Origin of the sequence: Pseudomonas sp. 2822-15 (genome assembly GCF_002742515.1) — a bacterium.
Lineage (GTDB): Bacteria > Pseudomonadota > Gammaproteobacteria > Pseudomonadales > Pseudomonadaceae > Aquipseudomonas > Aquipseudomonas salomonii.
Map to the genome: position 1 here is coordinate 173,084 of NZ_LJRY01000208.1, position 26,898 is coordinate 199,981.

Here is a 26,898-nt window from a genome sequence, read left to right on the forward strand (position 1 = left end):
AAGCGTATGGCCAATACAGCCTGTGCGATCAACGGTCTGATCCGTAGATGTTAGAATCAGTGGCAAGTCTGACCTAACGCGGGCGCGCATTGGGCGTTTTGGGACGTCAACCTTGGATAACCAGACGGGCCGGAAGGTGCAGTAATGTTTCTTAGTCTTGAAGTTCGCAGCTATGAGAGGGAAGACCGTCACCACCACCACGAGCATGCTCAATTGGTACTGCCGATTCGTGGCGAAATGGAAATTGACGTAAACGGTCGCGGCGGCTGCATTGATCAGTCATTGGCAGCGCTTGTGACACCTGGCTCGATCCATTCGCAGCAAACTCACCTCGATAGCCGTTTTTTAGTTTTGGACTGTGCGCCGACGATTATGGAAACGCTCCAGATCGAGCGTCTTGCTCAGAAAATATATGTGCCCATTTCCCCCGCTACTCGTCGGCTTATAGAGTTCGCTGAGCTAATCGGCAATGCGCAATTGTCCATCGCGGCCTCCCAATTGGGGCCTCTGCTTTTGTCGTCTCTAAATCCGGATATTTCCCGCTTTCCAGACCCCATGAAGCAGTTGATCGCTCGTGTTCAGGCGGATCCTGGAGCGAACTGGAGCAATGAAAGCATGGCTCAAGTAGCACAAATGAGCATGAGTCAGATGCACCAACGTTTCCGGCTAATGTTCGAGATGAGTCCGCAAGCTTGGTTGACTGATTTACGCCTGCAAGAAGCTCAACGATGGTTGCGTGGAACCTCATTGACCATATCCGAGATTGCCTTGCGTGCCGGCTTTTGCGACCAGGCATCGCTGACCCGTGCCATGCAGCGCGTGAGGGCCACGACCCCGGCGGTTTATCGTAAAACGCAAAAACAGTCTGGGTAAAAAATCCCGTAGTTACCGACAATACTCCCCGCATCAGTTGCTCCAGACTTTACCCATAACGCTTTGGAGCGCGGATGAAATGTTTGCTGATCGATTACTGCTAAAGGGCATTGTCTACGGAGTTTGCGCGGGCCTGTGTTGGGGAGTGATCTTCCTCGGCCCCCAGCTCACCCCGGGGCTGAGCGGGGTGCAATTCGCCGTTCTGAGATTTCTCTGCTACGGCGCGATTTCGGTGGCCTTGCTTATGCCCCGCTGGAGGCGCGTTTGCGCCAATCTCACCATCGCCGACTGGAAGTCACTCTTCTGGCTTAGCCTGATTGGAAACCTCATTTACTACACGCTGGTGGGCACCGGTGTGCAGTTGGTTGGCATTGCCACAACGTCTCTGATCGTCGGACTCATTCCGGTGTTCGTCACGCTGGCAGGTCGTCATGACGTCAACGCTATTTCTTTGCGCAAGCTCACTCCCTCGCTGTTCTGCGCTGTGGGCGGGGTCGTACTCATCAGCTGGCACGCACTGATCAACGGCGACAAGCCAGATATACTGACAAACCTCGCCGGAATTCTATGCGCAGCGGGCGCGTTAGTGACATGGAGTTGGTTCGCAGTGAGCAACGCTCGGCGGCTGGTTCAGGTAGCCAGCGTTTCCGCCCATGACTGGGCACTGCTGACAGGGGTCATGACTGGCGCTCAGTCACTGCTTTTGGCGGTACCTGTCCTGGGCTGGCAGGTCGGAACGCATGACAACTCCGAATGGCTACACTTTGTCATGGTAGCCGGTGGCGTAGCGTTTTTATCTTCGGTTGTGGGTAATGCGTGCTGGAATCAGGCGAGCCGACTTCTACCACTGGCACTAAGCGGACAAGTGCTCGTGATTGAGACGTTAGCGGCGCTGGTTTTTGGATTTCTATGGGAGCATCGGCTGCCCGACTCACATGAAATTGCGGCGATTGCGCTTCTGGTCACCGGTGTCGTGTGGTGTCTGAATTGTCATCGTACTCCCCGTCACTCTCCGGCTGTTTAACTCGTACAGAGATGCTATAGCGACAGGAGTACTGACTACCCTTACCAGTTGTGATTAATTGGTCACCCACTATGCGGTAACAACTGATCGATCTCACTCGCCCGGTGCGTCGGTAGGCGCGTGAGAACATCCTTCAGATACGCATATGGATCATGACCATTCAGCCGCGCAGACGGGATCAAGGTCATGATTGCCGCCGCCCGTTTGCCGCTGCGCAGTGATCCAGCGAAGAGCCAGTTTTCGCGCCCAAGAGCCCATGGCCTGATTTGGTTTTCGGCCCAATGGTTGTCAATGGGTACTGCCCCGTCATCGATGTAGCGTGATAGCGCTGCCCAGCGTTTCAGGCTGTAATCGAGTGCTCTGCTGATGGCTGAGCCTTCGGGCAGCAGATCGCGCTGGGCGCTCATCCTGGCATGGTGGATGTTCATCAGCTACCTTCGCTTGGCGCGGTGAATGCGCATCCACTCTTGGTAAGCGGCGGTGCGTTGCGCATCTGCGACTTTCTTCGCTTCGATGAAGCGTGCCCACGTCTGGGCATCGCCGCTGTAGGACTCGATGATTTTGTACGCTTGCGCATCGAGCCGGTCGGCTTCGAAAAACATCTGGTTATTTCGCGCGACCTCATCATCGCGTGCTTGTCTCATCGTATAACCAAGCGTCTGGCTGTTCATCATGCGAGACCCTCCGCCCATTGCACCTGCGTCGCGGCGCTCCAGCGCACCTGTGTGATGCCGTATTTTTCCGCCATCGGTTTGGAAACACGCTTGAGGGTGTGTTGGCCAAATTTGGGTATGACGGCGACACCTGCATCGCAACTGGCCCAATGCCAAGCCTCGGCATTGTTCATTTGCGATGCGCGCAGGATGAACGACTTCGGTTCGCCGTGAAGTTGATACTCGATGGTAAATAGATTGTTATCTTTCATGAGGCCTCCCTATGCTCATGAATTACAGATATTTGACGTCAAAAAAAATTCAAAGAATTGTCCGACAATTCGATGGGTGAGCGCCGGCGCTTATCACACCTCAATCATCTACTGTAAAAGTGACCCACCCGGCCGCATTCGTGGGTCGCTCTATATCGACGATGACGCCACTGACGGTGGCGCCACCGGGTAAATTGACCGCGACAAAGTTAGGATTGCCCGGCCAATCCAGTGGCGTGTCGAAATCCAAACGCGCAATGGTCGGCTTGCCTCTACTGCTCATTCGGATGTTTACTGGATCATTCAAGCGTTCATCTGATGGTGTCCCCAAATGGCGCGATGCAGTCATCACACTGGCAATACCTTGGAAGTCGTAAGACATGCTGATTTACCTCATCTAAACGGGGCGGCTGCCTCCGATTTCAGTTATGCGGCGTGTTGCTTGTGGGAATGCGTGCACGGTTTTGAATCTGGTCTTGCGATAGAGAAGGGCTCGCAAATGATCGTTCAATCCAAATGACTGAGTGGTGCGTTCAGTGCTGATGGGCCGTTATCGTCGGATCGGTGATCTGAATAACGGTGCCCTGTTGCCATGCGTCCGCACCGGGTGCGATGGGTGGCGCAACTATATCGATGCGAGTCTGCTTCTTTTCGGTGCTGTCGATACCCATTCGCTGATCTCGCTCGGCGACCATCCCAGGGTCGGCCTGGCCATCGGTGGTAAACCCCATCATCAGTTGCGGCGCACCCAGCGGCAGACGTTTGTGGAGATCGGTATGCCAGGTATGCCAGGTCTTACCGTAGGTATGTACCAGTTTTTCCATCAGGGCGTGCTCGGCCACTTCGGGGATTCCCGGCGCGATAAGTTGTCCTGATTTCACTTCATGCACGTGGCTGTGCCAAAGCGCCTTTTCAGGGGCTGGCAGCGTGTTGAATAACTGTTCGCTGATGATGTATTCCACGCCCATCAGCTTTGCATCCTTGCGATTACCGTCGTAGATCACGCATTGAATCACCTCCTCGTTGAGAATCGCGCAGTAATGATGCGCTTCCATCTGTACCTCAGGATGGCCGTTATAAAAGTGAAAACCGTCCAGATAGGCGTTCAATGCATCAATAGGCGCACGAGATTGGAGCAGGGCTGCACCGGCTTCCAGGGTTCGGGTAGATGCAGTAGTGGGTTCGCCGGGTGCCCCCACATTCGAGGGGGAATCATTGCCAGCGCAGGCGCTTAGCAGGGTAAAGGTTGCTGCCAGGGAACATGACTTGGCCATGCGGGCTGTCTTGATAATCATTGTCATAGGTTCCATCCTCTTGCTTTCTCTCAAGCTGACTGGGGAAAGTCAGGTTCAATCTCTGTCGACGTTGGAAAACCTGACGCCGTGCACGTTCAAAACACTTTCGCTTGAACATTGATTGATCTGAAAGGTGGTCTTTGGAACAGGGTGATAGCGCAATCGCTCGTGCGCAGGAGCAATTATCATGTTTGTCGCCGCTTCTATCGTGGAGTACTTCAAACGCAATCGACCGGTCATTGCGACAGCCGAGTCCTGTACCGCGGGAAAAATTATCACACTGCTTTCGGAGGTCGACGGCGGAGGGGCATGTATTGAGAGTGGCGATGTTGTCTATTCGCCAGAAGCGACACACCGACTATTTGGGCACCGTATCACTGCGCTTAAACATAAGCGGTATTGGCGCAGCTGTACCATTCTTAAAGCCGTTCATAGGGGATGGGCCATTTGAAATCCGGTTATATCCAGGAGCAAATACTTTTCTCCTCAAAGAGTGGGAGAGGGCAACATGAAATAAAGTTTTAACGCTGTGCATATCCCTCGACGAGTGGCGTGCAGCAGGCTCCCTAAGCGTAACAGCAGCGGCAGGCGCAATTTCCTCGCCATCACCACTAGGGTTGTGGGTCGACGTCCAGCAGCAGTTCTCCGCCGGGCAGTTTTTCAGTGTGGCGCACCACCCCACAGCAGGTGCCGCCCTCCCATTCGAAGGTCAGTGTGTGAGCCTGTTGTAGCTGGCTAGGCCACGGCCGCGCGAGTTGCAGCTGAAATCCAGACGCTGTGCGCACTATGCGTGCTCTGCATTCGCTCGCGAGTGGGTTCACGCCGAACAGCGTGTCCATCAGGTAAGCAATTTTGATTGATTGCATCGGCGCTTCAGTAGAGTCCGGCATGTGAATTCCTGTTTATTACCCCACGGATGAACGCCTGGAAGACTGTCTCGACATGACCATTTCTTCCAGTATTTCCCGTATGAGCCTATTGATTCCTGGTTCCCCGTGATAGTGGGCGCGATTGATATTTGCGATGGTGAACTGATCAGCGTCGTGCGCCGTCACGGTCACCGAAAGGCTGCCGTCGGGATTGAACGCACAGTTAACTTCGCAGTTAGGAAGGCGAGCGCAAAGGGCTGTTTCAACCTCCACTTTGGTTAGCGTGTCCATCAGTTCACCGGATTAAAAGCCCGAACACGACAAGGCTAGTTCAAAATGCCGCGGCGTAAATGCTGGCAAGATAATGGCGTTGCGCGACGTACCTTTAGAGGTAACTGTTCTCGTAACGATAGATTCTTTAAACCTTCCTTATCAGGGCGGTGTCGATTCCTGGGGACACTTCGCGAGGAAAGGGATAGAAGATGATAGGGATCGTGATACCTGCTCATAACGAAGAACGCTATATCAGCAATTGCCTTGAGTCCGTACTCCTCGCCGTTGAACACCCGTCACTAAACAGTCAGCCGGTCGAGGTACTCGTCGTCTTGGATGACTGCTCAGATAGTACGCAGGCATTAGTCGCGGCGATGGGCGTAAAGTCGATTGATGTCGCCTTTCAAAACGTGGGTAAGACACGAGCTGTAGGGGCTGAGCATTTGCTGAAAGCTGGTGCACGGTGGCTTGCTTTCACGGATGCCGATACCGTTGTACCGCCCGATTGGCTGGCGCGTCAGATTGAGTTTGACGCTGACGCGGTGTGTGGAACAGTTGAGGTCGACAGCTGGAGGGAATATGGAGAGGTAGTCCGCACTCAGTACCTCTCGTTGTACAACTTCATCGAGAACCATCGCCATATTCATGGGGCCAATCTGGGCTTGAGTGCCGAGGCTTATCAGAGCGCTGGTGGATTCCAGCATTTGGCAGCACACGAGGATGTTCAACTGGTTGCAGACCTCCAGAGGATTGGAGCACGTATTGTCTGGACAGCCACCAACCCTGTCGCCACCAGCGCGCGCCGGGACTACAAGTGCCAGGGTGGATTTGGAGATTATCTGGCTTCCCTTATGCCTCCCAATACTGACAAAGGTGTGGAGCCGTCCATAGGTTCAGATTCTGGTCTTGGGGTTGGGTGACCTTATGGAACTGATTGATTGGGTGCAATGGCCGGCCCCTGTCAGCCACTCGCGGGCTATCATTTCGGTGTGCTTGTCGATGGTGAGTGAGCCGATCGAGTGCCCGTGATCATTACTGCACCCACTGCACGCTATCGAACACAAAGCCCGGGCTAAGAAAGCCTTTTCCCGTTTTACCTGACGCCACGCCGATCTCCAGTAAGTTAACGCCTACCTGCAGCGCTGTGGCCGGAATACTGACCTCGAACACGCTGTTGTTGCCGCGATAAGTGCCTCGAGTGATGCCACGGCTGTCGGGCTGCTTCGACGCGGATGGCACTGGCGCGGTCCAGTGCTGATTGACGATCACTGCTGGGCGCCCCCCGGCTTGGGCCAGCGAAATAAACAGGCGTAGCCGGTAAGCCCTCAGCTCGTTGGCGGCCAATACGAACTGGATGCGCGTGGGGCTGTTAACGTCGCGCCATTGCACCGCCGGGAATTCATCAGGAGTGCTGGTTCCGACGGTGTAGGTGACGGGGCCCCATGACGCCATGCGTGAATCGCTGGGATGTGCCGTTAGCACCAGGTGCGCGTTGAGAAAACCAGCTGGAGTGCCATCGGGCACACCAATTTGCCATTTCACCTGGCCTGGAAGCGGTTGCGCCTGCAAGCTCGCCTGGCTGGTGGTGCCGGCTTTGACATCAACCGTGCGCTGCGCGACTTCCAATTCATTCTGATAGAGCGTCATCCGGTATTGCCCCGGGCGTACCGCGGTCAAGTGGAACCTTGCGCTGCCATCGGTGCGCGCCCAGTATTCGGCGTTGGCATTACTCAAACCCACTACCATCGGCAGTGCGTTGGTCACGCCGCAAACGTGACCGACTACCGCACCGCGCCCAGCGCTGTCCACGAACCCCACAAGGCCCAGGCTGTTATTGACGAAACCCACGTCGATCAAGGCAGCGTCAGGGCCGCCACCGTCGGTAAATAACAGCCCGTAAACCCCGTGCAAGCCGCCACGATAGGGCTCGGTTTGGGTGTGGTTGGAGTACATGTAGTTGTAAAGCTCATGGGTGGTCGGGGTTTTCTGGGTGGCAATATCTTTGAAGAACGCACCTCCAGAGCTGAGTTCACGACTGCCCATCAGCATGTAAACCGCCACACCGGGGCCTTTGACCGCGTGCAGTGGGTCGTCGATCATCGGTTGTGCCGAATAGAACTTGGAGCTGGTGCGCCCGTCGGGGAGCAAAAACACATCATTGCCCTCGATCGCTGTGCCGACGTTGGAGTCGGTACCACGGTCGGCCTTGGGCAGCTTGTTGGCGTTGAGCCGCGCCACGAAGCGCAGCTCGCCCACAGGCAGCAAGGTGGGCGCATAGGTCGCCATGTAAATGGCCGTGCGGCCTTTTTTGGCCAGGTAGTAGTGGATCAAATCACCCGCCCGCGCGCTGATGACGATCACATCACCCACTGTATGCGCCTCGACCTGTGCACTGCCCAGCCCGGAGGCGATCTGCGAGGCCTTGGGTTCGGTGGTCTGCAATTCACTGCCGCGATAACGCAGGGACACCAAGTCGCCATTGCGGGTGTCCACGCTGAACAGCAACTGTGCATCGGTGTCGACGACGATGCGGGAGTCGGTGCGCGTGAAGCCGAAACCGGCGAAGGCAGGCGTCGCCAGTGAGCAGAGCATTAGCAGCAGGAAACGTCGCATCAGTGGTTTCCTGAAGGGAGGTGGCCCGCACCGGCATCGCGCAGCACGCCCGTTCGCGCAATGTCGGCCGGCTGCGGCGCAACAAGGTATTGACGGTAGGCCTTGAAGGCCTCCAACACCGAAGCATCCTGGGGACGATAATCATCGCCACTCTGGCGCTGCCGGTTGGCGACACAGGGCCTGCCCAGCGCAGCCTGGCAGGTATCGTCGGCCGACGGCGGGAGGGGCGTGAAGAGGGCATACGCGCTGCCAGGTTGCTGGGTATCGTTGAACAGCGGGTGGGATACGTCTTCGAAGTCATTGCCTTCCACCAGTAGATAGGCGCTGGCGGTACGCGACATGACCGCGCCCTGGTATGTCAGATGAACAAACAGGTTATTGACCAGTTGCGCGCGCACTTCGGCATTGCCCATGCCGCCGGAATGGGGCGCACGTCCCGAGGTGTCATGCACATAGTTGTTGAGCAGGGTCAGGGTGTCGTGATGGCCCAGAAATAACCACACCCAGTAATGGTGACCATCGCACGTTGCGGAGTAGGGCGTGCGGCCGTCGAATTCGTTGCTGGAAATTGTCACATGGGTCGCGCTGCCCCAGCCGGTCACGATCATCTGCCGGCCGATACGCGCAAAGGTGTTGTGGTCGATCCAAACGCCATCGGCATCGTCGAGCGTGAGTGCATCGCCGCCCCAGACCACACGGGGGTTGATGTCCGACAGGGTCAGGTTACGCACGATGACATTGTGCGCGCCGCTCCCGATAAACAGCCCCATGCCCTGTATACCGGCATGAGCGCCCACGCCCAGCAGGGTCTTGTTCGAACCGATCTTCAGGCGCTGCAACCCGGCCTTGTCATACGTCACCGTGGCCGGTGGTTTTGACTGGCAGAAATGGTTGGCACCGTCGATCGCCCATTGTCCACCGCCATGGGCACAGGCGTTGGCCATGCATCCGGCTTCTGTTACTTGGGCGCTGCCGTCGGATACAACCGAACCGCGAAAATCAAAGGTATGGTCCAGGGCGATGACTCGCGGTGTGTCATCGGTGCAGTTGCCGCGTGTGTCGAAGCTGGCACACAGGGCTGTTTTCAGTTCGGCCGGTGTGCTGGGGCGCACGGCCGCAATTTGGCCACCGCCGGTCACGTCTTTGGCAAAACCTTCGGCATGGCTTGCCGCCAGAGCCGGTTGCGCCACCAGCGCAGCGGCAGCTAACACGAGGGCTGAAAGACACTGGGGCGACGGGAACGTCAACGGCATATTCCTGAGTGGTTCAATACTGGCGGCCAAACCTTGTCAAACAGGCCCGCCATGATCTGAATAGGCGCGGGTATTTATCAAACGGTTTTAGCCCGACAGTCATTGTCTTCAGCTGAGGTTCAGGCGCGCGCTGTCCGCAGGCAGGGAACAGCGGGTTCGCGCCGGCCATGCTCGCTCTCACCTCATGCGCTTGGAGCAGGCGCCAACCGGTCCAGATGGCTGACAATCATCGACGCGACCATAGCGCAGACGCTCTTGGGGTCCATGGACTCGTCAAACAGCAGTTCGATCGTGGCGTGAATCATCTCCACCGCGACACGGGCAGCGGTGTTCAGCTGTTGAGGATCGACCTGTGGAAATATCGCTGCGAGGATCTGCGCCTGTGCGGCGGACACCTTGCGGTGGGAGTTGAGCCGCACGTGCTCCAGTGCCGGTACGGCGCGCAAGCCCTTGAGAATCCACATGCCGCCCAGCGTCGCCTGGGTGACCCGGTAGGTGTCCAGGATCAGATCGGCCAGCGCCGACTCCAGAGCCTCGGGCGGTCCGGACAACAGCTGCGGCGTGATCCAGTTATCGATCAGTGCGTTCTGTTTTTCCAGCAAACGCTCACCCAGTACCGACAGCAGTGCGTATTTGTTCGGAAAGTAGCGGTAAAGCGCCGGCGGGGTGAGCCCGGCACATTCGCAGACCAGGTTGGTGGACAGTCGCTCTATTCCCACATCGCAAAGGGTTTGTGCGGTTGCGACCAGAATCCGCTCGTATGTTTCAGTGCTGCGCTGTTGTGCAGGTGGTTTCTTATGTTCTTGAGTTTTCCCGGCGGTGGTAGCGGCACGGGCGCTGGCAGTGTTGGGCTTGGCCATAGGCACCTAGCAAAAAAAGGTTGAAGAGTCAGCTTATCAAAATGAAAAAAAATGTTGCTGAGCCAGATAATGGTAGTTATAACTATCGTGTAGCGATGACTATCATAACCGATGCGTCGCTAGTGTGACGGTCTCTTAAAACAAAAAATACAGGTGATGACTATGAACGCTCGGCAATGGCTGTTCCTTTCACTGGCACTGATGTGCTGTTCCAGCGGTTATGCGGCGGCGGGCCCACAGGAGGCCAAGGGCCTGTGGCTCACGTCGGAAAAGGATGCGGTGGTCAAGGTTGACGATTGCGCCGACAAGCCCGGCGCGCTGTGTGGGAAGGTGGTCTGGGTCAAGGACGTGGCCTCCACCACCAGCGATTGCGGCGTACAGATCATGCAACTGGAGCGTTTCGACCAGCAAGCGTGGCGCGATGGCTGGGTGTTCGACCCCCGTGATCATAAAAAATACAAAGGCGTCGTTCGGGTTAAAGAGGGAATCCTCAATGTCCGGGCTTTTGTCGGCACCGAGATTCTCGGCAAGACAGAGCAATTCGAACGCATTGCCTCACTGCCTCCTGCACCGGTTTGCGCTTTGTAAATCCGACCTTTCTTGTAGGAGAGCCCCATGCGTGCAACAACACACCATTATCTGATGGCTGCCTTGCTGTGGCCCGTTGTCAGCCCATCCCTGGCGTTCGCCGACGAGATGGCCAGCTATGCAATCGATGTCACGGCCAAGGCCGTATCCGATGTCAGGACCCGGGGCGTGTCGGATTCGTTGAACCGGCCGGGTGCCCGAGTCACCATTCAAGTCGCCCATGAATCAGGGCTGGTGGCACTGGCCGAATTCACCACCGTCAACAAAAAGCAATTTCCTGAAGGTGATGGTCTTGGCGTCCTGCTCGCCGGCGGTTATCGCTTCGGCGACCCGGAGGCGTGGCATTACGGCGTGGGTTTGGCGGCAGAAATGTTCCCCGGTGCGCAGTTTAAGGCACCGAACAAATTCGACTTCGACACTTTCACTCCGACCGATGAGCGTACGACCAACTACAACAGCCAGTTCGCCGTGTTGGAAATCGGTTACGGCGCGCTTGAAGGTCGGGTCGCGCGGGTCTTGTCAAAAACCTACCGTGGTGCCAACACCGGCGGCGTGTGCGGGGCCCAGTTGCAGTTCCGCGACGATCCCACCAAGGGCCTGGAATGTTACGCCAAGGGCGACCGCAACTCCCGTGGCAGCATGCTCTATGACCTGGACTACAAATACGCACTCGGCATGAACACCACGCTGAAGCTGCATGCGGGCTATCAGCAAATCGTCAATTTCTCCGAAGCGAACGCAGCGGACTACGACATCGGCCTGATCCATCACTTGTGGGGCTTCGATTGGGGGCTGGACTTTGTCACCGCCAAGACGCGCGCGCGCGAGTTGTACATGGCCGAGGACGACGGCCATGTGCGCGCCACGGATGAAAACCGTTGGGTGGCGTCGATTTCGCGTACTTTCTGAGTAGACCTTTATGACTTCGCTTTTCTTATCCCGGACGCCTCAGGCGGCCACCGGTCTGGAGCAACTCGTCCTCGCGGTGGACCTCGGCACCTCCGGTTGCAAGTGCGCTCTGGTTTCACTGGAAGGCGATATTCGCGCATGGGCGTTTCACAGCGTGCCGCTGCATGTGAACGGGTTGAGCGTCGAGCAGGCGCCGCAGGACTGGTGGGATGCCTTCCTGCACGGCGCCAACGAACTGTTGGGCGCCGACCCTGTCAGGCGCCGCCAAGTGATCGCGGTGTGTTGTTCGACACAGAGCGAAGGCACGGTGTGCGTGGATGGGGACGGCGTGGCCATTGGGCGCGCGATGTTGTGGCTGGATAAACGCGGCGCCGGTGCGGTTAAAAAACGCATGGGAGGAGGGCGGTTCAGCCTGGCCGGGTACGGGCCGCTCAAACTCTGGCGTTCGCTGCGCTTGACCGGTGGCGTGGCGTCTTTGTCCGGCATGGATTCGGCCGGGCACATGGCCTACATCCACGATCACGAGCCGCAGCGCTATGAGCGAACCCACAAGTTTCTCAACGTGCTCGACTACATGAACTTGCGCCTATCGGGTCGCTATTGCGCCACCAGCGACTCGATGCTGACCGCCTGGATCACCGATAACCGCGATCCTCATCGCATCCGCTATGACGATGGTCTGGTCAAGGCACTGGGAATTGAGGCTGGCAAGCTGCCCGAGTTGGTCCGCTCCACGGATGTCATTGGCACGTTACGTCCTGAGCTTGCCGAGAGCCTTGGTCTTGCGCGTACCACGCAAGTGGTAGCGGGCGCCGTCGACACCTCGGCGGTGGCCGTTGGCGCCACTGTCAGCGACTTTGCCCCACACCTGTATCTGGGCACCTCGTCGTGGGTGGGCGCACACGTCCCGTTCAAAAAAACCAGCGTGCGTCACCACATTGCGGCGGTACCCAGTGCTGTCAACGGTCGCTACCTGGCGATGGCCATGCAGTCGGCGGCGGGCGCTAACCTTTCATTCCTGCGTGACAAGGTGCTGTACCACCCGGATGAGCTGCTCAGTGATGAACAGCAACCGGACGTCTACGCCTTGCTCGACCGCATCGCCGCGCGGGTGCCGCCAGGTTCCAGAGGGTTGATTTACACACCCTGGTTGTGTGGCGAGCGCTCGCCGATCAGTGATCCGAGCCTGCGTGCCGGTTTGTTCAACCTGAAACTGGAGCACTCACGGGAAGACATCATTCGCGCCTTCATGGAAGGGGTCGCGCTCAATACGCGCTGGATGTTCGAACCGTTCGCGCGCTTTCTCGGCCAGCCCAGCGATGTGATCGTGGCCACCGGTGGCGGTGCCCAATCGGACGTGTGGTGCCAGATCATGGCTGACGTCTGTGGGCGCGTTATCCAGCAGCCGCAGAACGCGATCCAGACCAATGCACGCGGTGCGGCGTTCATTGCGGCGGTGGCGTTGGGCAAGCTGCAGTTTCACGACCTACCTAGTCTCAAACGCCCGCACCGCCTGTTTGAACCATCCCGTGCCACTCGCGCGCTGTACGACGATCAATTCGCCACGTTTCAGGAGGTTCGCAAACGCCTCGCGCCCCTTTACCGACGCCTGAACCCTCCACAGGAGACTGCCTCATGAGTCATGTCCAAGAGCAAATTATCGAGCTCTCGCAGCATTTGTGTCACCGCGGTTTTTTTGCGGCCACCGGCGGCAATCTCGCGCTGCGCATCGATGCGCAGCACATCGCCGTCACGCCGTCGGCCACTGACTATTTCACCATGCGCCCCGAGGATGTCTGCGTGCTGCGCCTCAAGGATCTGGCGCAGCTCTGCGGTGAACGTGCACCCACGGTTGAAAGCGGGCTGCATGCAAAAATCCTGCGGGCGCGCCCGGACGTGCAGTGCAGCATCCACACGCATCAACCCGTAGCCAGTGCTTGCACCTTGCTCGGCGAACCGATGGATGTGCCCAACCCTGAACTGTGGGATTCCTTGGGTAAACATATTCCCCTGGTCGGGTACGCACCTTCAGGCTCCAACTGGCTGGCCGGCAAGTTCGGCCGGGCCATTCGTTGGGATTACAACGCGTACCTGATGCGCAACCACGGGGTGTTGTGCTGTGGGCCGGATGTCGAGACAACCCTGTCGCGCCTTGAGGACCTCGAGACCTTTTGCCGTGACTACCTGTTACGCCAAATCACCGAACAGTCCCGGCATAAATCACAGTCACCCGCCGCCGTCGCACGCCTGGTCGACGCACTGGTGCGTTCCAGCGCTGCCCAAGCCCACTCATCTTCCGAGACCCCATCATGAACAAACCCCTTGATCCCGTCACATTGCCTGCACCGGCAGATTCAGCGGTTTCGCAATGGCCTGATGTCGACTCGCTGTATCGGCGTTTCGATGCGCTGGTCAAGCAGCCGATTCGCCCCTTGAAACGTGAGGCGCTGAACAAGGTCATGGGCTACTTCGACGAGCGCTGCCAGGGTTCGAGGCGGCTTGCCGAGGAGGCCAAGAAATTCATACCGGGGGGCGTGCAGCATAACCTCGCGTTCAATCACCCGTTCCCACTCGCCATCGCCCAGGCCAAGGGCGCGCACCTGACCGATGTGGACGGCAACCGCTATATCGATTTTCTCCAGGCCGGCGGTCCGACTTTGCTGGGCTCCAACCATCCGGCGATTCGTGAGCAGGTCAACCGGATCCTCGACGACTGCGGGCCGGTCACCGGCCTGCTGCATGAATACGAGGTGAAGCTGGCGCAGTTGGTCTGCGAAGTGATGCCCGGGGTCGACATGGTGCGCCTGCTCGGCTCCGGCACCGAGGCGGTCATGGCGGCGGTGCGTTTGGCGCGTGCCTATACCCGCAAGAAATGGGTGATCAAGATCGGTGGGGCGTATCACGGCTGGAGTGACCAGTTGGTATACGGCATGCGGTTGCCGGGCACCGGCCGTATGGAGGCCGTCGGCATTCCGCGCGGCGCCACGGCCCACACCCAGGAAAGCCCACCGAATAACCTGGACGCGTTGCGTCGGCGCTTGCAAATCAACCGCCTGCGCGGCGGCACGGCGGCGATCATGGTGGAGCCCTTCGGCCCGGAAAGTGGCACGCGTCCGGTGCACCCGGACTTCAACCGCCAACTGCGCAAGCTGTGCGATGAGTTCGACACGCTACTGATTTTCGATGAAGTGGTCACCGGCTTCCGCGCCGGCTTGGGGGGCGCGCAAGGGTATTTCAACGTGATGCCGGACATCACCGTACTGGGCAAATGCCTGACCGGCGGCTACCCGATGGCGGGTGCGATCGGTGGGCGCAGGGACGTGATGCAATTGCTCGCCGGTGGCATCGGCACCAGTGCACGGCGCGCATTTGTCGGCGGCACGTTATCGGCCAACCCGTTGTCCTGCGTCGCGGGTTACTACGCCTTGATCGAGGCGCGCAAACTGAATGCGCCGGCGCTGGCGGGACGCGCGGGTGACCGAATGCGCAAGGGGTTGGACGAAATCATTAACCGCCGTGGCTTACCCTATGTGGCCTATAACATGGGCTCGATCGTGCACCTGCAAACCTCAGGCGTGTTGTTGCTCGATACCAGCAACCCGCTCAAGTTGCTGCGTGCACGTAACGAAGCCAAGTCGCGCAAGCACATGATGGAAGAGATGGGGGCTGCTTATACGGCCCACGGGGTGATCACGCTGGCCGGCAGTCGGATCTATACCAGCCTGGCGGATACCGACGACGTCATCGACGACGCGCTCGAGCGATTCGACGCCGTTTTTCAACTGGTGTGAGGTGAGCGTGATGCAGGATGTACTTCGGCAACAATGGCTGGAAATCCGGCAACGGCTGGTGGGTCTGGTGCAGGAGGGGAGCAGTTTTTCCTTGCGCATACCGGGCGAGCAAAGCATATGGTGGGGCCAGTTGGATGACTTGGCCCCCACTCACGTCGATTGGCCGGTGCATGTGCTGGGTGACAGCCAGACCCACCAGGCGATCTACCGTGCCCGGAGTGACGTCGGCGCCATTTTGCTGGGCGGAGGGGACTTCGCCCAGCGCCTGGCAGACTTTGGCGGGGTCATGCCCATTCTATTTGATGAGCAGGCACGGCATATTGGCCATATGGGGGCGCCGGCGGCGTCAGTCAACGACATTCCCGGCGCCTTGCAGCGGGGTGGCAATGCCGTGTTGATCAAGGGCGTGCCCGCGACCCTGGGCACCACCGGTACCCGGATGGCGATGAATGCGCAGCTGTTTGAAAAGTGCGCCAAGGCCTTCACCCTCGCCAAAGCGTCTGGCGCCAAGATGACGCTGTTGCCCTGGTGGGTGGTGCTCGTCGCCAACGGCCGACTGATGAAAGATGAAAAACGCGCGACGCAATGTTTTGCCCGAGGCGAGATTCCGCCCGAAAACCGTGGTTACTGAAAACCCTTCAAGAGGTGTAACGCCATGCACATGCCGTCCGCTGTTTCCCGTAAACAACTGAGTGTCGCCTTGGCGTTGGGCTCTATCGCCGTGCTGATGGTGGGGCTGCAACCCTTGTTGCTGGGAGAGTTGCTGGCGCAAAACCGCCTCTCACTTGAGGGTGTCGGCTTGGTCGCCATGGGTGAAATTCTGTCGTTGGGGTTGGGCGTAGTACTGGGCGATTTGCTGCGGTCGGTGTTCAGTCTGCGAGTGATCACGGTCGTCGCCATCCTGGCAGCATCGGGGATGGACCTGATCACGGCCAATACCACTGGCGATGGCGCCCTGGCACTGACCCGGGCCCTGGCCGGATTGGCCGAAGGCCTGCTGTTATGGGGCACCGTCAACCTGATCGTCCAGGGGCCCGCGCCTGATCGTGTGGCGGGTGTGTTCATGGTGGTGCAGACACTGGGTCAGGCGGCGGTAGCCGCCGTGTTGGCATATTGGGTACTGCCGATTCAGAGCACATCGTCTTACGGTTTTGTGTTTCTGGGAGTGCTGACGGCCGCTTCGTTGCTCTTAGTCCGCTGGCAACCCAGTCGACTGACGAATCAGCAGGCAGAGCACGCGGAAAGTACCAAGTTCGGTTGGGGCCTTAACCACGTGCTGCTGCTGGGGCTGGCCTTTATGCAGCTCAGCGCCATAGGTGGGCTCTGGGCTTACCTGGAGCCATTGAGCAAATACGTGGGAATGGATGCGCAAAGCGCACAATTGCTCGTTTCTGGCACGTTACTGATGCAGGTGTTGGGCGGGTGCCTGGGGATTATCCTGGTGCGTCGAGTCTCGGACTATTCAATGCTGGCAGTCGCCGCTTCGCTGTTGGGTGGCATCGCGCTGGGGATGTATTTTTCGGCTGATCTGGGCGTCAAGGTATTCCTGGTGTTGTGCGGCGCGTTTGGCTTGATCTGGCTGATGTTGACGCCGTTCCAGGTGCGTATCGCGTTGCAACTTGATCGCTCGGGGCGGATAGCGGCGCTGGTTCCAGGCATGCAACTGCTGGGCTGCGCCTTCGGCCCTTTGATGTCCTCGCAGTGGGTAGTGGGAGAGAACGCCGAGTACGTGTTGCTGGTCAGTGCCACATTCTCGCTGATTGCACTGACTCTGGTCGGTTTGCTGCGCCGATGCCCCGCGAGCAAGCCCGCAAGCTTTGCGCGCAAAGTGGTGCTGGTGGTAGGCGCGTCCTCCGGCATGGGCCGGGGCCTGGCGGTGCGTCTGGCGCAGGAGGGGGCCTGGGTGGTGGCCACGGCGCGGCGAAAGGAGCTGCTCAATGACCTGCAACAGGAAATCACACTCCAGGGCGGCAAATGCCTTGTCTCGGCGGTGGATGCCCTGGATGAGCAGGCGGCGGCCGGCCTGGTGGATGAAATCGTCAAGCTGTATGGTCGCCTCGACGTGGTCGTGCTCAATGCCGGCGGAGCGCCCGCGCTGGATATGCGCGAGATGAAAGCCGCAGATGTCACGGCGTATATGCGCTCGAACTACGATGTGGTGGTCAACTACCTGTTCCCGGCCCTGGAGCAGATGAGCCGCCAGGGGCATGGTTTTGTGGTGCACACCAATTCACTCGCGGGTTTTCTCGGTGTGACGTTGCAGGGTCCGTACAGCGCCGCCAAGGGCGCACTGCGCTTGTTGATCGATACGTGCCGCATCGAGTTCGGTGGCCGTGGCATTCGTTTTCTATCGCTCTACCCAGGGTTTGTCGCCACCGCGCAAACCGCCAACGATGGTATGCCCGCACCGCTGGAAATATCCGAGGCCGTGGCGGTCGACCATATGCTGTACGCCATGCGCAGCCGCCGATGGGATTATTTGTTTCCCTGGCCGATGAGGTGGGTGATCCGCCTGGCCAGGGTGCTGCCCAAGTCGGTCACGTTGTGGGTGTTGCGTAAGGAATTGCCAGGCGCGCAGGCGGTTGACAGGCGTTATGAGCCGGCCGTGTCGCTGAATAAAACCGTTTGATCCTCAGCGCCAGCGCTGGCGCCGCTCGCTCGGCAAGCAGTTGGCTATAGGATGCTCAAGCCTGTAGCACATCGCCTTGCCGAGGGTTTTACAGGTGCAGCACCTTGAATCGGGCAATTTGATTGCCGTTACCCACACCGACAATGGGCCAAGACGATGCGCACGACACCCTGTAAAAACCGTGGAGAGTTTTACTCGTTTTATTTAAGCCCTATTGGGCCAGGTAATCCGCAACGAGCTTGTCCAAAAATATGAACAGCTTCTGGTTCATCTCGTCGTAGTTGTTCTGCCGCAATGCTGCTGGCTGTTGGACAAACCTGCGGTCAGTCAATGTCGCCAGTTCCGTTTCAGAGGCTTGGATCAACAAGTCCACGACGTCTTGGGTGAGTTCCATATGGCACTGAAAGCCATATACCAAGTTGCTGTACTCAACGATCTGACGCGGGCAGCCTTCACTGTACGCAATGATCCTGGCATTCCCGGTGAGGCCAGGCATGTCGTTGTGCCAATGACCGACATCCAGCGTCTTGCCGAAATGGGAAAACTTTGGATTCGCCAAGCCTTCCTCGGTCAGGTGAATAGGGAATTTGCCGATTTCTTTCTCGGGGCTGTGTGCGAAAGGCGCATTCAGCGCTTCGCCGATCAGTTGCGAACCCAGGCAAACACCGACGACCGCCCGACCGCTTGTGATGGCTTTGTTGATGAGTTCGCGCTCGGCCAATGCGTTGAAATGGGCGCATTGCTCAAGCGATGTGCCAGGGTCCTGGGGCCCGCCTAGCACAACCAATAGGTCGAATGAGGCGGCGTCGTCCGGGAGGACGGCATATTCGTATACGCGTGAATAGGTTGCTTGATAACCCCGGGCGTTTACCCAGTCCTCGAACGCACCCGGTGCTTCGAAGGACTCGTGCATCACAAAATGGACTTTCAACGGTTTACCCTCAGGTTCCAGATAGGTTCAAGGTGACTTCAGAACACAGGGTGATCTTAATGACACTTGGTGTCATATGCAAGTCAAGTGTCATGACTTTCAAGGTCGATGGCGGTACAACTGAGAATTGTGCGCAAGAAGCTGGAAATAACCCTGGAGCAACGGGCCGCGCTCATTCGGCCACGCTGCCTTCAAGGACCACCTGGGAGAGTCATGTCTTGTCCCACTGGAAAACATCAACTCAGGCTGGCAGTGCCGTATTGAGCCGCAGTCGTGGTTGCCGTAACGGCGCGTTGATGGATTTTCAGGGCACCAGTTCACTGGGTGACAGACCGTATTCGCCCAACGAGTAGAGCAATGTTCCATAACCCAGTTGGTCATATCCACCACTGTTTGGACCGTAATCCCCACCACCGCCTTCCACCTGAACTTTATGCGCGAAGGCTTTCACGTTCGGCGCCGTCAGGCCTTTAAACACCACGTAGTGGTTGTAGAGCAGTTCCCAGATCGGACGGATTTCGCCACGATGCTCTGCCGAAATAACGCTTTGCTGGAAACTGCTGTTGATAAAGGGTGTAAACGGCACGTCCTGGCCCAGGTTGTATTTGGCCACATACTCGGCGCCTTGCAGTACGCGGTTGTTCTGATAACCGAACAGATCATCGCCCTGGCTCCAGGCCATTTGGCAGAAACTGCCGAGCAAGGCAATATCGAGCAGGGTGTGCGCCTGGTCACGCCCGCTTTCCTGGACCTGGCCGAGACCATTGCCGTAGAGCTTCCACACCACGTGTTCAATGGAACCGTTGCCGGCGCCATGTTTGAAGTAGTTGACCGCTTCATCATAGATATCGCGGCGGTCGGTCAGCACGCCAATTGCCAGCATCGCGTTCATGTTGGCCAGGTCCCAGTTCGCCCAATAGTGGTCGACCAACGCGTTATTGTGATGCACCAGGAAGTCATGGTTCATCGGGTAGAAGACCGTGAGCATCATGTGCTGGAACTGACGAAAGTCCGCAGCCTTCCACTTCGAATAACCGCGCAATAATTCTGCGGCATTGGCGAGTTGGTAACCGTACAGGCCAGATGCCAGGAATCGGTCCGAGGTGCCCTCAATGGCCGTGAGGGTGGTGGACCACTGGTTCAACAACGCCACGGCTTTGTCGGCATACGCGGGGTCGCCCGAAAGCTGCCAGCGCAGGGCCAATGCGTACGCGGCGGCGGCGTCGTTGAATAACCTGGCATAGTTTTCCGGATGCTGACCATCCGCGCCCCGATACACCACCGCGACGGGGCTCGGGTTCCAGGCCAGTGATGTGTGCCGGTTGGCGGTCAGCTTCTGCCAACCGGCCAGCCACGGTTGGTTATGGTTGGCCAGTTTTTCGCGGATGCGTATGAAGTCCTGTTCGGTCTGCAACAGGCCTGGGTGGACGAACGCGGAGGCTTGAGCGCCGATACTCATCGACAGCGCGCCAAGCAGCACGGCTCCGAGGCTTATGCGCTGGATAGTGCGCTTTGCCTTCAACGAAAAAATCATGGTGTGTTCGCCTTGATGTGTGAATGTTTACGCGGTGTGAACAGCAATACGTACAGCACGGGGATCAACCCCAGAGTGACCAACGTGCCCAGTGCCAGGCCGCCCATCAGCGTGATCGCCATGCCTTCCCACAGTGGCCCGGCAAACAGCATCAGCGGCACCAGCCCGATAATGCAGGTCAGTTTGGTCATGATGATGGGGCGCAGGCGTTTCACGGCGGCATTCACCACCGCTTCGTACACCGGCAGGCCCTCGTGGAGTTCGGCCTCGATACGCTCGAGCAGCAACACGGCGTTGTTCACGATGATACCCGCCAGGGACAACAGCCCGAAGGTGGCCATGAAGCCGAACGGGTAGCCGGTGATCAGCAGCGCAACAGCCACGCCAATCAGGACGAAGGGGATCGCCGAGACCACAATCAGCAGCTTGCGAAACGAATTGAACTGCCAGACGAACAGCAATAGCATGGCGATCAGCGCGTGGGGCAGGTATTGCAGCAACGCCTGGTTGGCATCCGCCGAGTCTTCGATCTCGCCGCCCAGTTCAATGCGGTAGCCCGGCGGCAGGGGCAATGCCGCCACCTGTGGTGCCAACTGCTCGACGATGGAAGTCGCCGTCAAAGAAGGGTTATGTCCGACCACGGTAATGGCGCGTTCCTGATTGCGCCGCATCAGCGTCGAAGGTTCGCTCGACGCGACGATGCGGGCAACGGCCGCCAACGGCACGGGCGGTGAACCGTCGGCCGGATAGACCAGGATGCCGCGCAGATCGGGGGAGGCATCGGTTGTGGTCGACGGCTCGCGCACCACCAGCGGGACGCGGGTCTGGTTGTCCTGCAACGACGACACCTGCTGGCCGCCGAAATGCAGTTGCAACGCCTGGGCAATGGCTTGGGTGTCGACCCCGGCGCGGCGCGCGCTGTGCTGGTCGACCTCGACGGTATAGCGCGTCAGGCGGGTGCTCCAGTCATTGCGCACATCCAGTGTGCCTGGCACGTTACGCAGGGCTTTTTCGATCTGGCCGGCGAGGTTGCGCAGTACCTGTTCGTCCGGGCCCAGCACGCGATAGATCGCGACACCGGCCTCGGTGGTGCCCAGGGAAAAACGCTTGGGCTCGGCGCGCAGTTCCGGGTGTTGCTCGAGCAGATAGCGGCGCGTGTTAGCAATCACCGCATCGATATCCGTACCGCTTTTGACGCTGACGGTAAAGTACGCGGTTTCCGGTGCCGGCAAAGGCGGGTTGAGGCCCAGCACGATACGCGGCCCGCCATCGCCGACGTAGCCGATGCTGTCGGCCACCTGGGGTTCCTTGCTCAGCCACAGGCTGATCTCGCGCACGCTCTGCAAGGTCTTGCGCGAACCGCTGCCGGGCTCCAGGGTGATGGGCACCTGGAACTGCAAGCGGTCCGACTGAGGCAGAAAGTCATAGGGCACGCGCATCAGTTCGAAGATCGCGGCGCCCAGTAACACCAACATGGCAATCAGAAACAGCACCTTGTGTTGCAACACCCGGCGAATGACCGCCCGATAACCTCGGTAAAAACCGCTGTCGTAGCTGTCCTCTGCGGCCTTATGGCGTGGGGGCTTGGCAAAATACAGGCACAGCAGCGGCGTGACGGTGATGCTCAACAGCCACGAGCCGAGCAGGGTCAGGGCCAATACGACGGCCAATGAACGCAGGTATTCATTGGTGCTGGTCTGGCCGAGGAAGAACGGCGAGAACGCCAGCACAATCACCAGCGACGAGGTCAGCAATGGAATCGCCAGGGTGCGCCCGGCGTCCTCACAGGCCTGGCGCCGATCCTCACCGGCGTGCAGCCGGCGTTCGATGTCCTCGGCGATCACAATGCCGTTGTCCACCAGCAAGCCGAGCGCGAGGATGATTGCGGCGATCGACACGGTTTGCAGCTCGACCCCGAGCATGCGCATGGCGATCAACGTACCGAGGATGGTCAGCGGCACAATCGCGCCCACCACCAACCCGGTGCGCCAGCCCAGGAACAGCATGACCACGGCCATGACGATGACCACGGTTTCGATCATCACATGCTTCATCTTGGCCATTTGCTGATCGACCACATCCGCCTGGAACGTCACCCTATGGGTGCTGAAACCCAACGGCAGTTGCTGCTCCAGCTGGGCCAAGCGCTCGCGCAAGGCTACGCCGAATTGATGAACGTTCTGTCCTGGCGCCATGGACACTGCCAGCACCACGGCGTCCTGGCCTTGATACACCGCAGCGGTCTGGGGCGGGTCGGTAGCCATGACCGAGATCTGCGCGATGGCGCCGAGTGCTACCGATTGCGCGGTGCCGTCGGCGCCGGGCAGTTGGATCGGCAACTGGCGCAGTTGCTCCACGTTGAGCACTTCGCCGGTCACGGTCAGGGTGGTGATCTGCCCGCCAATGTCGGCGATACCGCCGGGCGCCAGCACGTTCTGTTGCTGCAATTGCTGGAACAACTGCTGCGGGGACAAGCCCAGCCCCGCCAGGCGCTGCGGGTTGAAGTCGATTGACACCTGCTGGTCCTGCACGCCGTGCAGCGTCACCTGGCCGATGCCCGGTAACCCGCCCAACTGGTCGCGCAGGCGTTTGAGCGGTCCGCGCATCTCGCTCATGCTGTAGCCGGGCGCGGTAATCGCGATGGACGCGACGGCGACACGCCCGAAATTATCGTCGACGAACGGCCCCTGGGTGCCCGCTGGAAAGCTGGCGCCGGCCTCGGCGACTTTATTGCGTACTTGCTGCCACAGCACGCCCAGGTCCTTGATTTCATCGCGGGCCGTCACCTGGATGATCACGCTGCCAGGGTGGACGGTGGTCACGATGTTTTTGATCTGCGACAGCTCGCGCAGTTTTTCTTCGGTGGGGCGGGCCAGCAACTCCTCGGCGCGTTCGCTGGGCAGACCGGGGAACTGGATACTCACCAGCGCATCGCGGATCGTTACCGAGGGTTCTTCCTGAGTCGGGAAACTCAGGAATGTGGCCACGCCTGCGAGCAGGATCAACAAGGCAGTGAATAAGGTCAGGCGGCTCGCGCCCAGGGCGTGACGGGTCAGGTTGATCATTCGGGTGTGCTCAAACGGCTGGAGGGCGAGAGCAGGTTGACGGGCTGGCCGTCGGTGAGGAACGCCACGCCGGTGACGACCACTTGCTCGCTGTCCTTGAGGCCGTTGTCGATGGCGACACGGCCCTGGTCGATCAGGCCGATCCTGATCTCACGCAGGGCGACCTTGCCCTGGGCCGGGTCATAGACAAACACCTGCACCTGGCTGGCGTCGCCACCCATGCGCAGCGCCTGGGTCGGAATCGACAGCGTGAGCGCGGCGGGGGCCGCCAACCGTACGTTGAGGTTCACGCCGCTGGGGAGCGCGAGGTCGCGGGCGTTCAGGCGGAAACGCGCGCTTTGCAACAGGCCGTTCTGTGCACGCGTCGATATGCCTTCGAGTATCAGCGGCAGGCTTGAGCCGGGTGCTGCCGGGTCGTTGGCGACCGCGTGGTCGCCAGGCTTGAGGCCGGCGGCCTGTTCCACCGGGATTTGCACGATGACTTGTAACGCGCCGCCGGCCTCCAGTTCCATCACCACCTGGCCGGGCGACAACTCGCTGTACAACTGCGCGGGTCTGGCCACGACGCGGCCATCAAACGGCGCGACGAGTTGGCCCTGGCGTTGATCGCGTCGTACCAGGTCCAGCGCCGCTTCATCGGCGGTCTGCTGTGCAACGGCGGCCTGCCACGCAGCGTCGGCTTGCTCCACGGCGCTGGCCGCGACGCTGCCCTGGGCGAATAGCTGTTGCTGGCGGACCTTGTTGCGTTTGCGCTCGCCGGTTTGCGCCACGCTGGCGAACAAGGCCGCTTGCGCTTGTTTCAGACGTAACCGCACGGCTGCCGTGTCCAGGCTTGCCAGCACCTGGCCTTGTTTTACGCTATCGCCGACGTCGACGTTCAGCGCCACCAGGCGGCCCGCGCCTTCGAAGGCCAGGGCCGCGCGTTGGCGTTGGCGCACCACACCGGTCAACGGCGCAACGTCGGCCTCTGCCGCATGCACGCTGGTGACTTTCACCGACCTTACGGCCGGCTCCGGCATCGGTTCCTCGCGCGAACAGGCCGCCACCATCAGGCAGGCAACGCCAAGCAACAGGGGACGGCCCCAAGGACGGAACAACTGAGCAAAACCCTGCATGCCTGGCGCCTCGTTATCAGAAGGTGTAGTTGATGGCGAACATGCCCAGGCCGGCGCTTTCACGTCGGACCAGCGGGCTGTTACGCGCCTGGTCGGCGTACTGGGTCAGCGTCAGGCTGGCCAGCGTCGACCAATGCGCGTCCAGGCTGTGCTGCCAGTTCAAGGCGGCGGAGTAGGCGTAAATCCCGGCATCGGCGTCGTAGCGCCCGTAGAGTGAACGTTGGCTCTGCGCCTGGGTGACGCCAAAGAAGGTCTGGTTGTAGCGGCCATCACCGGCATGGGCGTCGATGTCCAGGGCCAGGGTGTCGCTGCCTGTGTGGAATAAAATGCCTTCCAGGCCGAATCGGTAGCGGTTGCCGCGATGTTCGCCGGCCATGCGCAGTTCGGCTTCGCCACTGACCGACAGCCAGTCAAGCAGTTGCTGGCTGAGGGTGAAGTCGGCGACGGTGGCGCCGTTGACATCGCCCATGCCGTTCAGTTCGCGGTCGCCCGGGCGGCTGGTACTGTCCTTTTCCTTACGGCCCAGGTCGTAGTTGATCGCCGCGCTGGCGCCAAAGCCGCTGTCGGATTGAAATTGCAGGCCCACACCACGGGTGGTGTCGGCGAACAACACGCCGTGCTGGATGCTGAACATCGGCAGCACAAGCGCGCGGTAACGGTCGGCACCCATGTAGCGCGGCGTGACACCCATGCCTAGGCCCAGGGTGGCGGTGGTCTTGTCGGCTGCCGGGCTGGCGTCGGCCGCCTGTGCCGGGGCCGCCAGCGTGCAGGCCATCAAGACGGCGCCCCACAGCAGGGTGCGGGTAGGGGGAGTGGTCAAGTTCATGGTGAAGCCCTTTCAACGGAGGAAAATAACGGTGCGCCGGACAGCGCGCGATACAGCGCCAGGCGGTTGAACAACAACTGGTAGGTGGCCTTGCGTAATTCGATAGCCGATTCAGTCAGGCGAATGGCCGCCGCCGGGTGCTCCGACCGTGCCGCCGCACCGGCGGCAATCTGTTGGTCAAGACGCTTGGTCTTCAATGCGCTCAATGCCGCCAGATCGATCTGCGTGGTGGCGTTGGCCAACGCTTGCTGACGTTGAGTCAACAGGTCGGCGATTTCGCGGAAGGCGTCCTGCACGGTCTTTTCGTATTGGGCGACGGCGGACTGTTGGCGCGCGGTGGCGAGGTCCAGGTTGGCCAGGTTGCGGCCACCGTCGAACAGCGGCAGGTTCAGTTGCGGGGTGAACAGCCAGGCGCCGCTGCCGGATGAAAACAAGGTGTTCAAGCGCGGGCTGGCGATGCCCGCGCCGGTGCTCAAGGTAATCGAGGGGAAGAACGCCGCACGCGCGGCGCCGATGTTGGCGTTCGCGGCGCGCAGCGCTTGTTCGCACTGGCGCACATCAAAGCGCTGCAACAGCCGCTGGGACGAGAGCTCGATCAGCCAGGGCGGAGTCTCCAAGTCAATTGCGGGGTCTGTCGCGGTAGCGGTCGAAGGCGCGGCCTGATAGCCGCTGACCCACGCCAACGCCTGTCGTGCACTGGCGTGATCGGCGCTTGCGTTCTGCCATTGCTGGGTGGCACGCCGAACTTCCATGCGCTGGCTGTCGACCATGTCCTGGGCGATGAGGCCCTGCGTTTGCTGGCCGACGAAAACGCTCAGCAACTGGTTCTGATTGTCGAGCATGGACTGCGTGTCCGCCTGCACGCCTGCCTGCAAGCGCTCCTGCAAATACAGGCGCGCCACTTCAACGATCAGCGCATTGCGCGCGGCGAGGGCGCCGTAGCGCGTGGCCAGGTAGTCATGCTGCGCCGCTTCGGACAGGCTGCGCACCCGGCCGAAAAAATCCAGCTCGAAGTCAGAGATGCCTACGGAGGCCACCGCGATGTCCTGCCCATAACGCTCGTCGGCAGCCTTGTCGTGTAAGTGCTGGCGGTTGCGTTGCAGCCCCAGGGCCACGGTGGGCAGGCGATCGGCGCGGGAAATGCGGTACCGGGCGCGGGCTTGCTCTACACGCAGCAACGCCAGGCGCAGGTCACGGTTGTAGTCCAAGGCTTGTTCAACCATCACCTGCAACTGCGCCGATGGGTCCAGGCCGGCCAGCAGTTGTTTTTCCTCTTCGCTAAGCGCTTCTACGCTGTTGATCGTGGAGGAGGGGGTGCCCGTTACCCGTGTGCGTTGCAGGTTGTCCGGCACCGGCAACGCGGGCGTCTGGTACATCGGCGCCAGCGAACAGCCGGTCAGCATGCCGACCAGCAGCAAAACCGCGCCGAGGCGTTCGGGCGGCTGGATAGGCTTGGACAGCGGGGCGGTGGTCGGCATAGGATCGGTTCGCGAAAGTCGGGCGTAGGGCAATACTGCCCGTGGAC

25 protein-coding genes and 2 pseudogenes are annotated in these 26,898 nt (G+C 59.7%); 11 read left to right on the plus strand and 16 right to left on the minus strand.

The genetic code is table 11. The features are described 5' to 3' along the window. Window positions 1–144: 144 nt before the first annotated feature. Both AOA59_RS22150 and AOA59_RS22155 read left to right on the plus strand, forming a co-directional pair. Entirely contained in the window at window positions 145–873 is a 729-nt protein-coding gene (locus AOA59_RS22150; RefSeq protein WP_099489073.1) for an AraC family transcriptional regulator, read from the plus strand. Between the two features lie 79 nt (window positions 874–952). Next, window positions 953–1,897, plus strand: coding sequence for a DMT family transporter (locus AOA59_RS22155; protein WP_099489074.1), 945 nt, complete (start codon window positions 953–955; stop codon window positions 1,895–1,897). A gap of 62 nt (window positions 1,898–1,959) precedes the next feature. Here AOA59_RS22155 and AOA59_RS22160 read toward each other — a convergent pair. The 5 genes and pseudogenes from AOA59_RS22160 to AOA59_RS22180 form a co-directional block, all read right to left on the minus strand. Continuing rightward, window positions 1,960–2,313 (minus strand): annotated as a pseudogene (locus tag AOA59_RS22160) (transposase); the annotation flags it as partial. A gap of 15 nt (window positions 2,314–2,328) precedes the next feature. Continuing rightward, complete coding sequence (locus AOA59_RS22165) at window positions 2,329–2,568, minus strand: hypothetical protein (RefSeq protein WP_069787438.1); 240 nt, start codon at window positions 2,566–2,568, stop codon at window positions 2,329–2,331. After that, on the minus strand, window positions 2,568–2,822 hold the full coding sequence (locus AOA59_RS22170) for a DUF6555 family protein (RefSeq protein ID WP_099489075.1): 255 nt from the start codon (window positions 2,820–2,822) through the stop codon (window positions 2,568–2,570). The genes AOA59_RS22165 and AOA59_RS22170 overlap by 1 nt, the downstream gene beginning before the upstream one ends. 100 nt (window positions 2,823–2,922) lie before the next feature. After that, window positions 2,923–3,204, minus strand: a complete 282-nt coding sequence (locus AOA59_RS22175) for a hypothetical protein (protein WP_074854553.1) — start codon at window positions 3,202–3,204, stop codon at window positions 2,923–2,925. Window positions 3,205–3,355: 151 nt separating this feature from the next. Then, window positions 3,356–4,117 (minus strand): OBAP family protein, encoded by a 762-nt coding sequence (locus tag AOA59_RS22180; protein ID WP_099489076.1) that lies wholly within the window; start codon window positions 4,115–4,117, stop codon window positions 3,356–3,358. Window positions 4,118–4,304: 187 nt separating this feature from the next. Between AOA59_RS22180 and AOA59_RS22185 the strand changes: the two are divergent. Continuing rightward, window positions 4,305–4,490: pseudogene (locus AOA59_RS22185) on the plus strand (CinA family protein); the annotation flags it as partial. 238 nt (window positions 4,491–4,728) lie between these two features. On the opposite strand, the gene AOA59_RS22190 reads toward AOA59_RS22185, so the two are convergent. Both AOA59_RS22190 and AOA59_RS33185 read right to left on the minus strand, forming a co-directional pair. Beyond that, a complete protein-coding gene (locus AOA59_RS22190; protein WP_099489077.1) occupies window positions 4,729–5,007 on the minus strand; it encodes a hypothetical protein in 279 nt (92 codons plus the stop codon). A gap of 15 nt (window positions 5,008–5,022) precedes the next feature. After that, the gene (locus tag AOA59_RS33185; RefSeq protein ID WP_083221786.1) at window positions 5,023–5,277 is read right to left on the minus strand and encodes a hypothetical protein; all 255 of its coding nucleotides are present in this window, start codon (window positions 5,275–5,277) and stop codon (window positions 5,023–5,025) included. 191 nt (window positions 5,278–5,468) lie between these two features. On the opposite strand from AOA59_RS33185, the gene AOA59_RS22200 reads away from it, so the two are divergent. Beyond that, window positions 5,469–6,179 carry a glycosyltransferase family 2 protein gene (locus AOA59_RS22200; protein ID WP_099489078.1) on the plus strand — a complete coding sequence of 237 codons (711 nt, stop codon included), beginning with the start codon at window positions 5,469–5,471 and terminating at the stop codon, window positions 6,177–6,179. Window positions 6,180–6,291: 112 nt separating this feature from the next. Here the strand turns inward: AOA59_RS22200 and AOA59_RS22205 are convergent, their stop codons facing one another. The 3 genes from AOA59_RS22205 to AOA59_RS22215 all read right to left on the minus strand — a co-directional run bounded on the left by AOA59_RS22205 (window position 6,292) and on the right by AOA59_RS22215 (window position 9,985). Then, window positions 6,292–7,872, minus strand: coding sequence for a rhamnogalacturonan lyase B N-terminal domain-containing protein (locus tag AOA59_RS22205; RefSeq protein WP_099489079.1), 1,581 nt, complete (start codon window positions 7,870–7,872; stop codon window positions 6,292–6,294). Continuing rightward, on the minus strand, window positions 7,872–9,125 hold the full coding sequence (locus AOA59_RS22210; RefSeq protein WP_178076281.1) for a pectate lyase: 1,254 nt from the start codon (window positions 9,123–9,125) through the stop codon (window positions 7,872–7,874). Before AOA59_RS22210 ends, AOA59_RS22205 begins: the two co-directional genes overlap by 1 nt. 182 nt (window positions 9,126–9,307) lie before the next feature. Next, a complete protein-coding gene (locus AOA59_RS22215) occupies window positions 9,308–9,985 on the minus strand; it encodes a TetR/AcrR family transcriptional regulator (RefSeq protein WP_065931216.1) in 678 nt (225 codons plus the stop codon). A 162-nt stretch (window positions 9,986–10,147) separates the two neighbouring features. Here AOA59_RS22215 and AOA59_RS22220 point away from each other — a divergent pair, with 162 nt between their 5' ends. The 7 genes from AOA59_RS22220 to AOA59_RS22250 are packed head-to-tail and all read left to right on the plus strand — an operon-like array spanning window position 10,148 to window position 17,902. Next, window positions 10,148–10,573, plus strand: a complete 426-nt coding sequence (locus AOA59_RS22220; protein WP_099489080.1) for a DUF2147 domain-containing protein — start codon at window positions 10,148–10,150, stop codon at window positions 10,571–10,573. 27 nt (window positions 10,574–10,600) lie between these two features. Then, on the plus strand, window positions 10,601–11,482 hold the full coding sequence (locus AOA59_RS22225; protein WP_069787444.1) for a TorF family putative porin: 882 nt from the start codon (window positions 10,601–10,603) through the stop codon (window positions 11,480–11,482). Window positions 11,483–11,492: 10 nt separating this feature from the next. Then, window positions 11,493–13,121, plus strand: a complete 1,629-nt coding sequence (locus AOA59_RS22230) for an FGGY-family carbohydrate kinase (RefSeq protein WP_099489081.1) — start codon at window positions 11,493–11,495, stop codon at window positions 13,119–13,121. After that, window positions 13,118–13,795: a class II aldolase/adducin family protein gene (locus AOA59_RS22235; RefSeq protein ID WP_099489082.1), complete on the plus strand. Its 678-nt coding sequence runs from the start codon at window positions 13,118–13,120 to the stop codon at window positions 13,793–13,795. Before AOA59_RS22230 ends, AOA59_RS22235 begins: the two co-directional genes overlap by 4 nt. Then, the gene (locus AOA59_RS22240) at window positions 13,792–15,273 is read left to right on the plus strand and encodes an aspartate aminotransferase family protein (protein ID WP_065931221.1); all 1,482 of its coding nucleotides are present in this window, start codon (window positions 13,792–13,794) and stop codon (window positions 15,271–15,273) included. Before AOA59_RS22235 ends, AOA59_RS22240 begins: the two co-directional genes overlap by 4 nt. 10 nt (window positions 15,274–15,283) lie before the next feature. Then, the gene (locus AOA59_RS22245) at window positions 15,284–15,904 is read left to right on the plus strand and encodes a hypothetical protein (protein WP_099489083.1); all 621 of its coding nucleotides are present in this window, start codon (window positions 15,284–15,286) and stop codon (window positions 15,902–15,904) included. Between the two features lie 24 nt (window positions 15,905–15,928). Further along, complete coding sequence (locus AOA59_RS22250) at window positions 15,929–17,902, plus strand: SDR family NAD(P)-dependent oxidoreductase (RefSeq protein WP_099489084.1); 1,974 nt, start codon at window positions 15,929–15,931, stop codon at window positions 17,900–17,902. Between the two features lie 211 nt (window positions 17,903–18,113). Here AOA59_RS22250 and AOA59_RS22255 read toward each other — a convergent pair whose 3' ends face one another. The 6 genes from AOA59_RS22255 to AOA59_RS22280 form a co-directional block, all read right to left on the minus strand. Beyond that, window positions 18,114–18,833, minus strand: a complete 720-nt coding sequence (locus AOA59_RS22255; RefSeq protein ID WP_099489085.1) for a type 1 glutamine amidotransferase — start codon at window positions 18,831–18,833, stop codon at window positions 18,114–18,116. 304 nt (window positions 18,834–19,137) lie between these two features. Further along, window positions 19,138–20,367 (minus strand): alginate lyase family protein, encoded by a 1,230-nt coding sequence (locus AOA59_RS22260; protein ID WP_099489086.1) that lies wholly within the window; start codon window positions 20,365–20,367, stop codon window positions 19,138–19,140. Continuing rightward, on the minus strand, window positions 20,364–23,432 hold the full coding sequence (locus AOA59_RS22265) for an efflux RND transporter permease subunit (protein WP_065931225.1): 3,069 nt from the start codon (window positions 23,430–23,432) through the stop codon (window positions 20,364–20,366). The genes AOA59_RS22260 and AOA59_RS22265 overlap by 4 nt, the downstream gene beginning before the upstream one ends. Further along, window positions 23,429–24,547 (minus strand): efflux RND transporter periplasmic adaptor subunit, encoded by a 1,119-nt coding sequence (locus AOA59_RS22270; RefSeq protein ID WP_099489087.1) that lies wholly within the window; start codon window positions 24,545–24,547, stop codon window positions 23,429–23,431. The genes AOA59_RS22265 and AOA59_RS22270 overlap by 4 nt, the downstream gene beginning before the upstream one ends. A 16-nt stretch (window positions 24,548–24,563) precedes the next feature. Then, window positions 24,564–25,373 (minus strand): MipA/OmpV family protein, encoded by an 810-nt coding sequence (locus tag AOA59_RS22275; protein WP_099489088.1) that lies wholly within the window; start codon window positions 25,371–25,373, stop codon window positions 24,564–24,566. Next, window positions 25,370–26,851: an efflux transporter outer membrane subunit gene (locus AOA59_RS22280; RefSeq protein WP_099489089.1), complete on the minus strand. Its 1,482-nt coding sequence runs from the start codon at window positions 26,849–26,851 to the stop codon at window positions 25,370–25,372. Before AOA59_RS22280 ends, AOA59_RS22275 begins: the two co-directional genes overlap by 4 nt. Window positions 26,852–26,898: the final 47 nt, after the last annotated feature.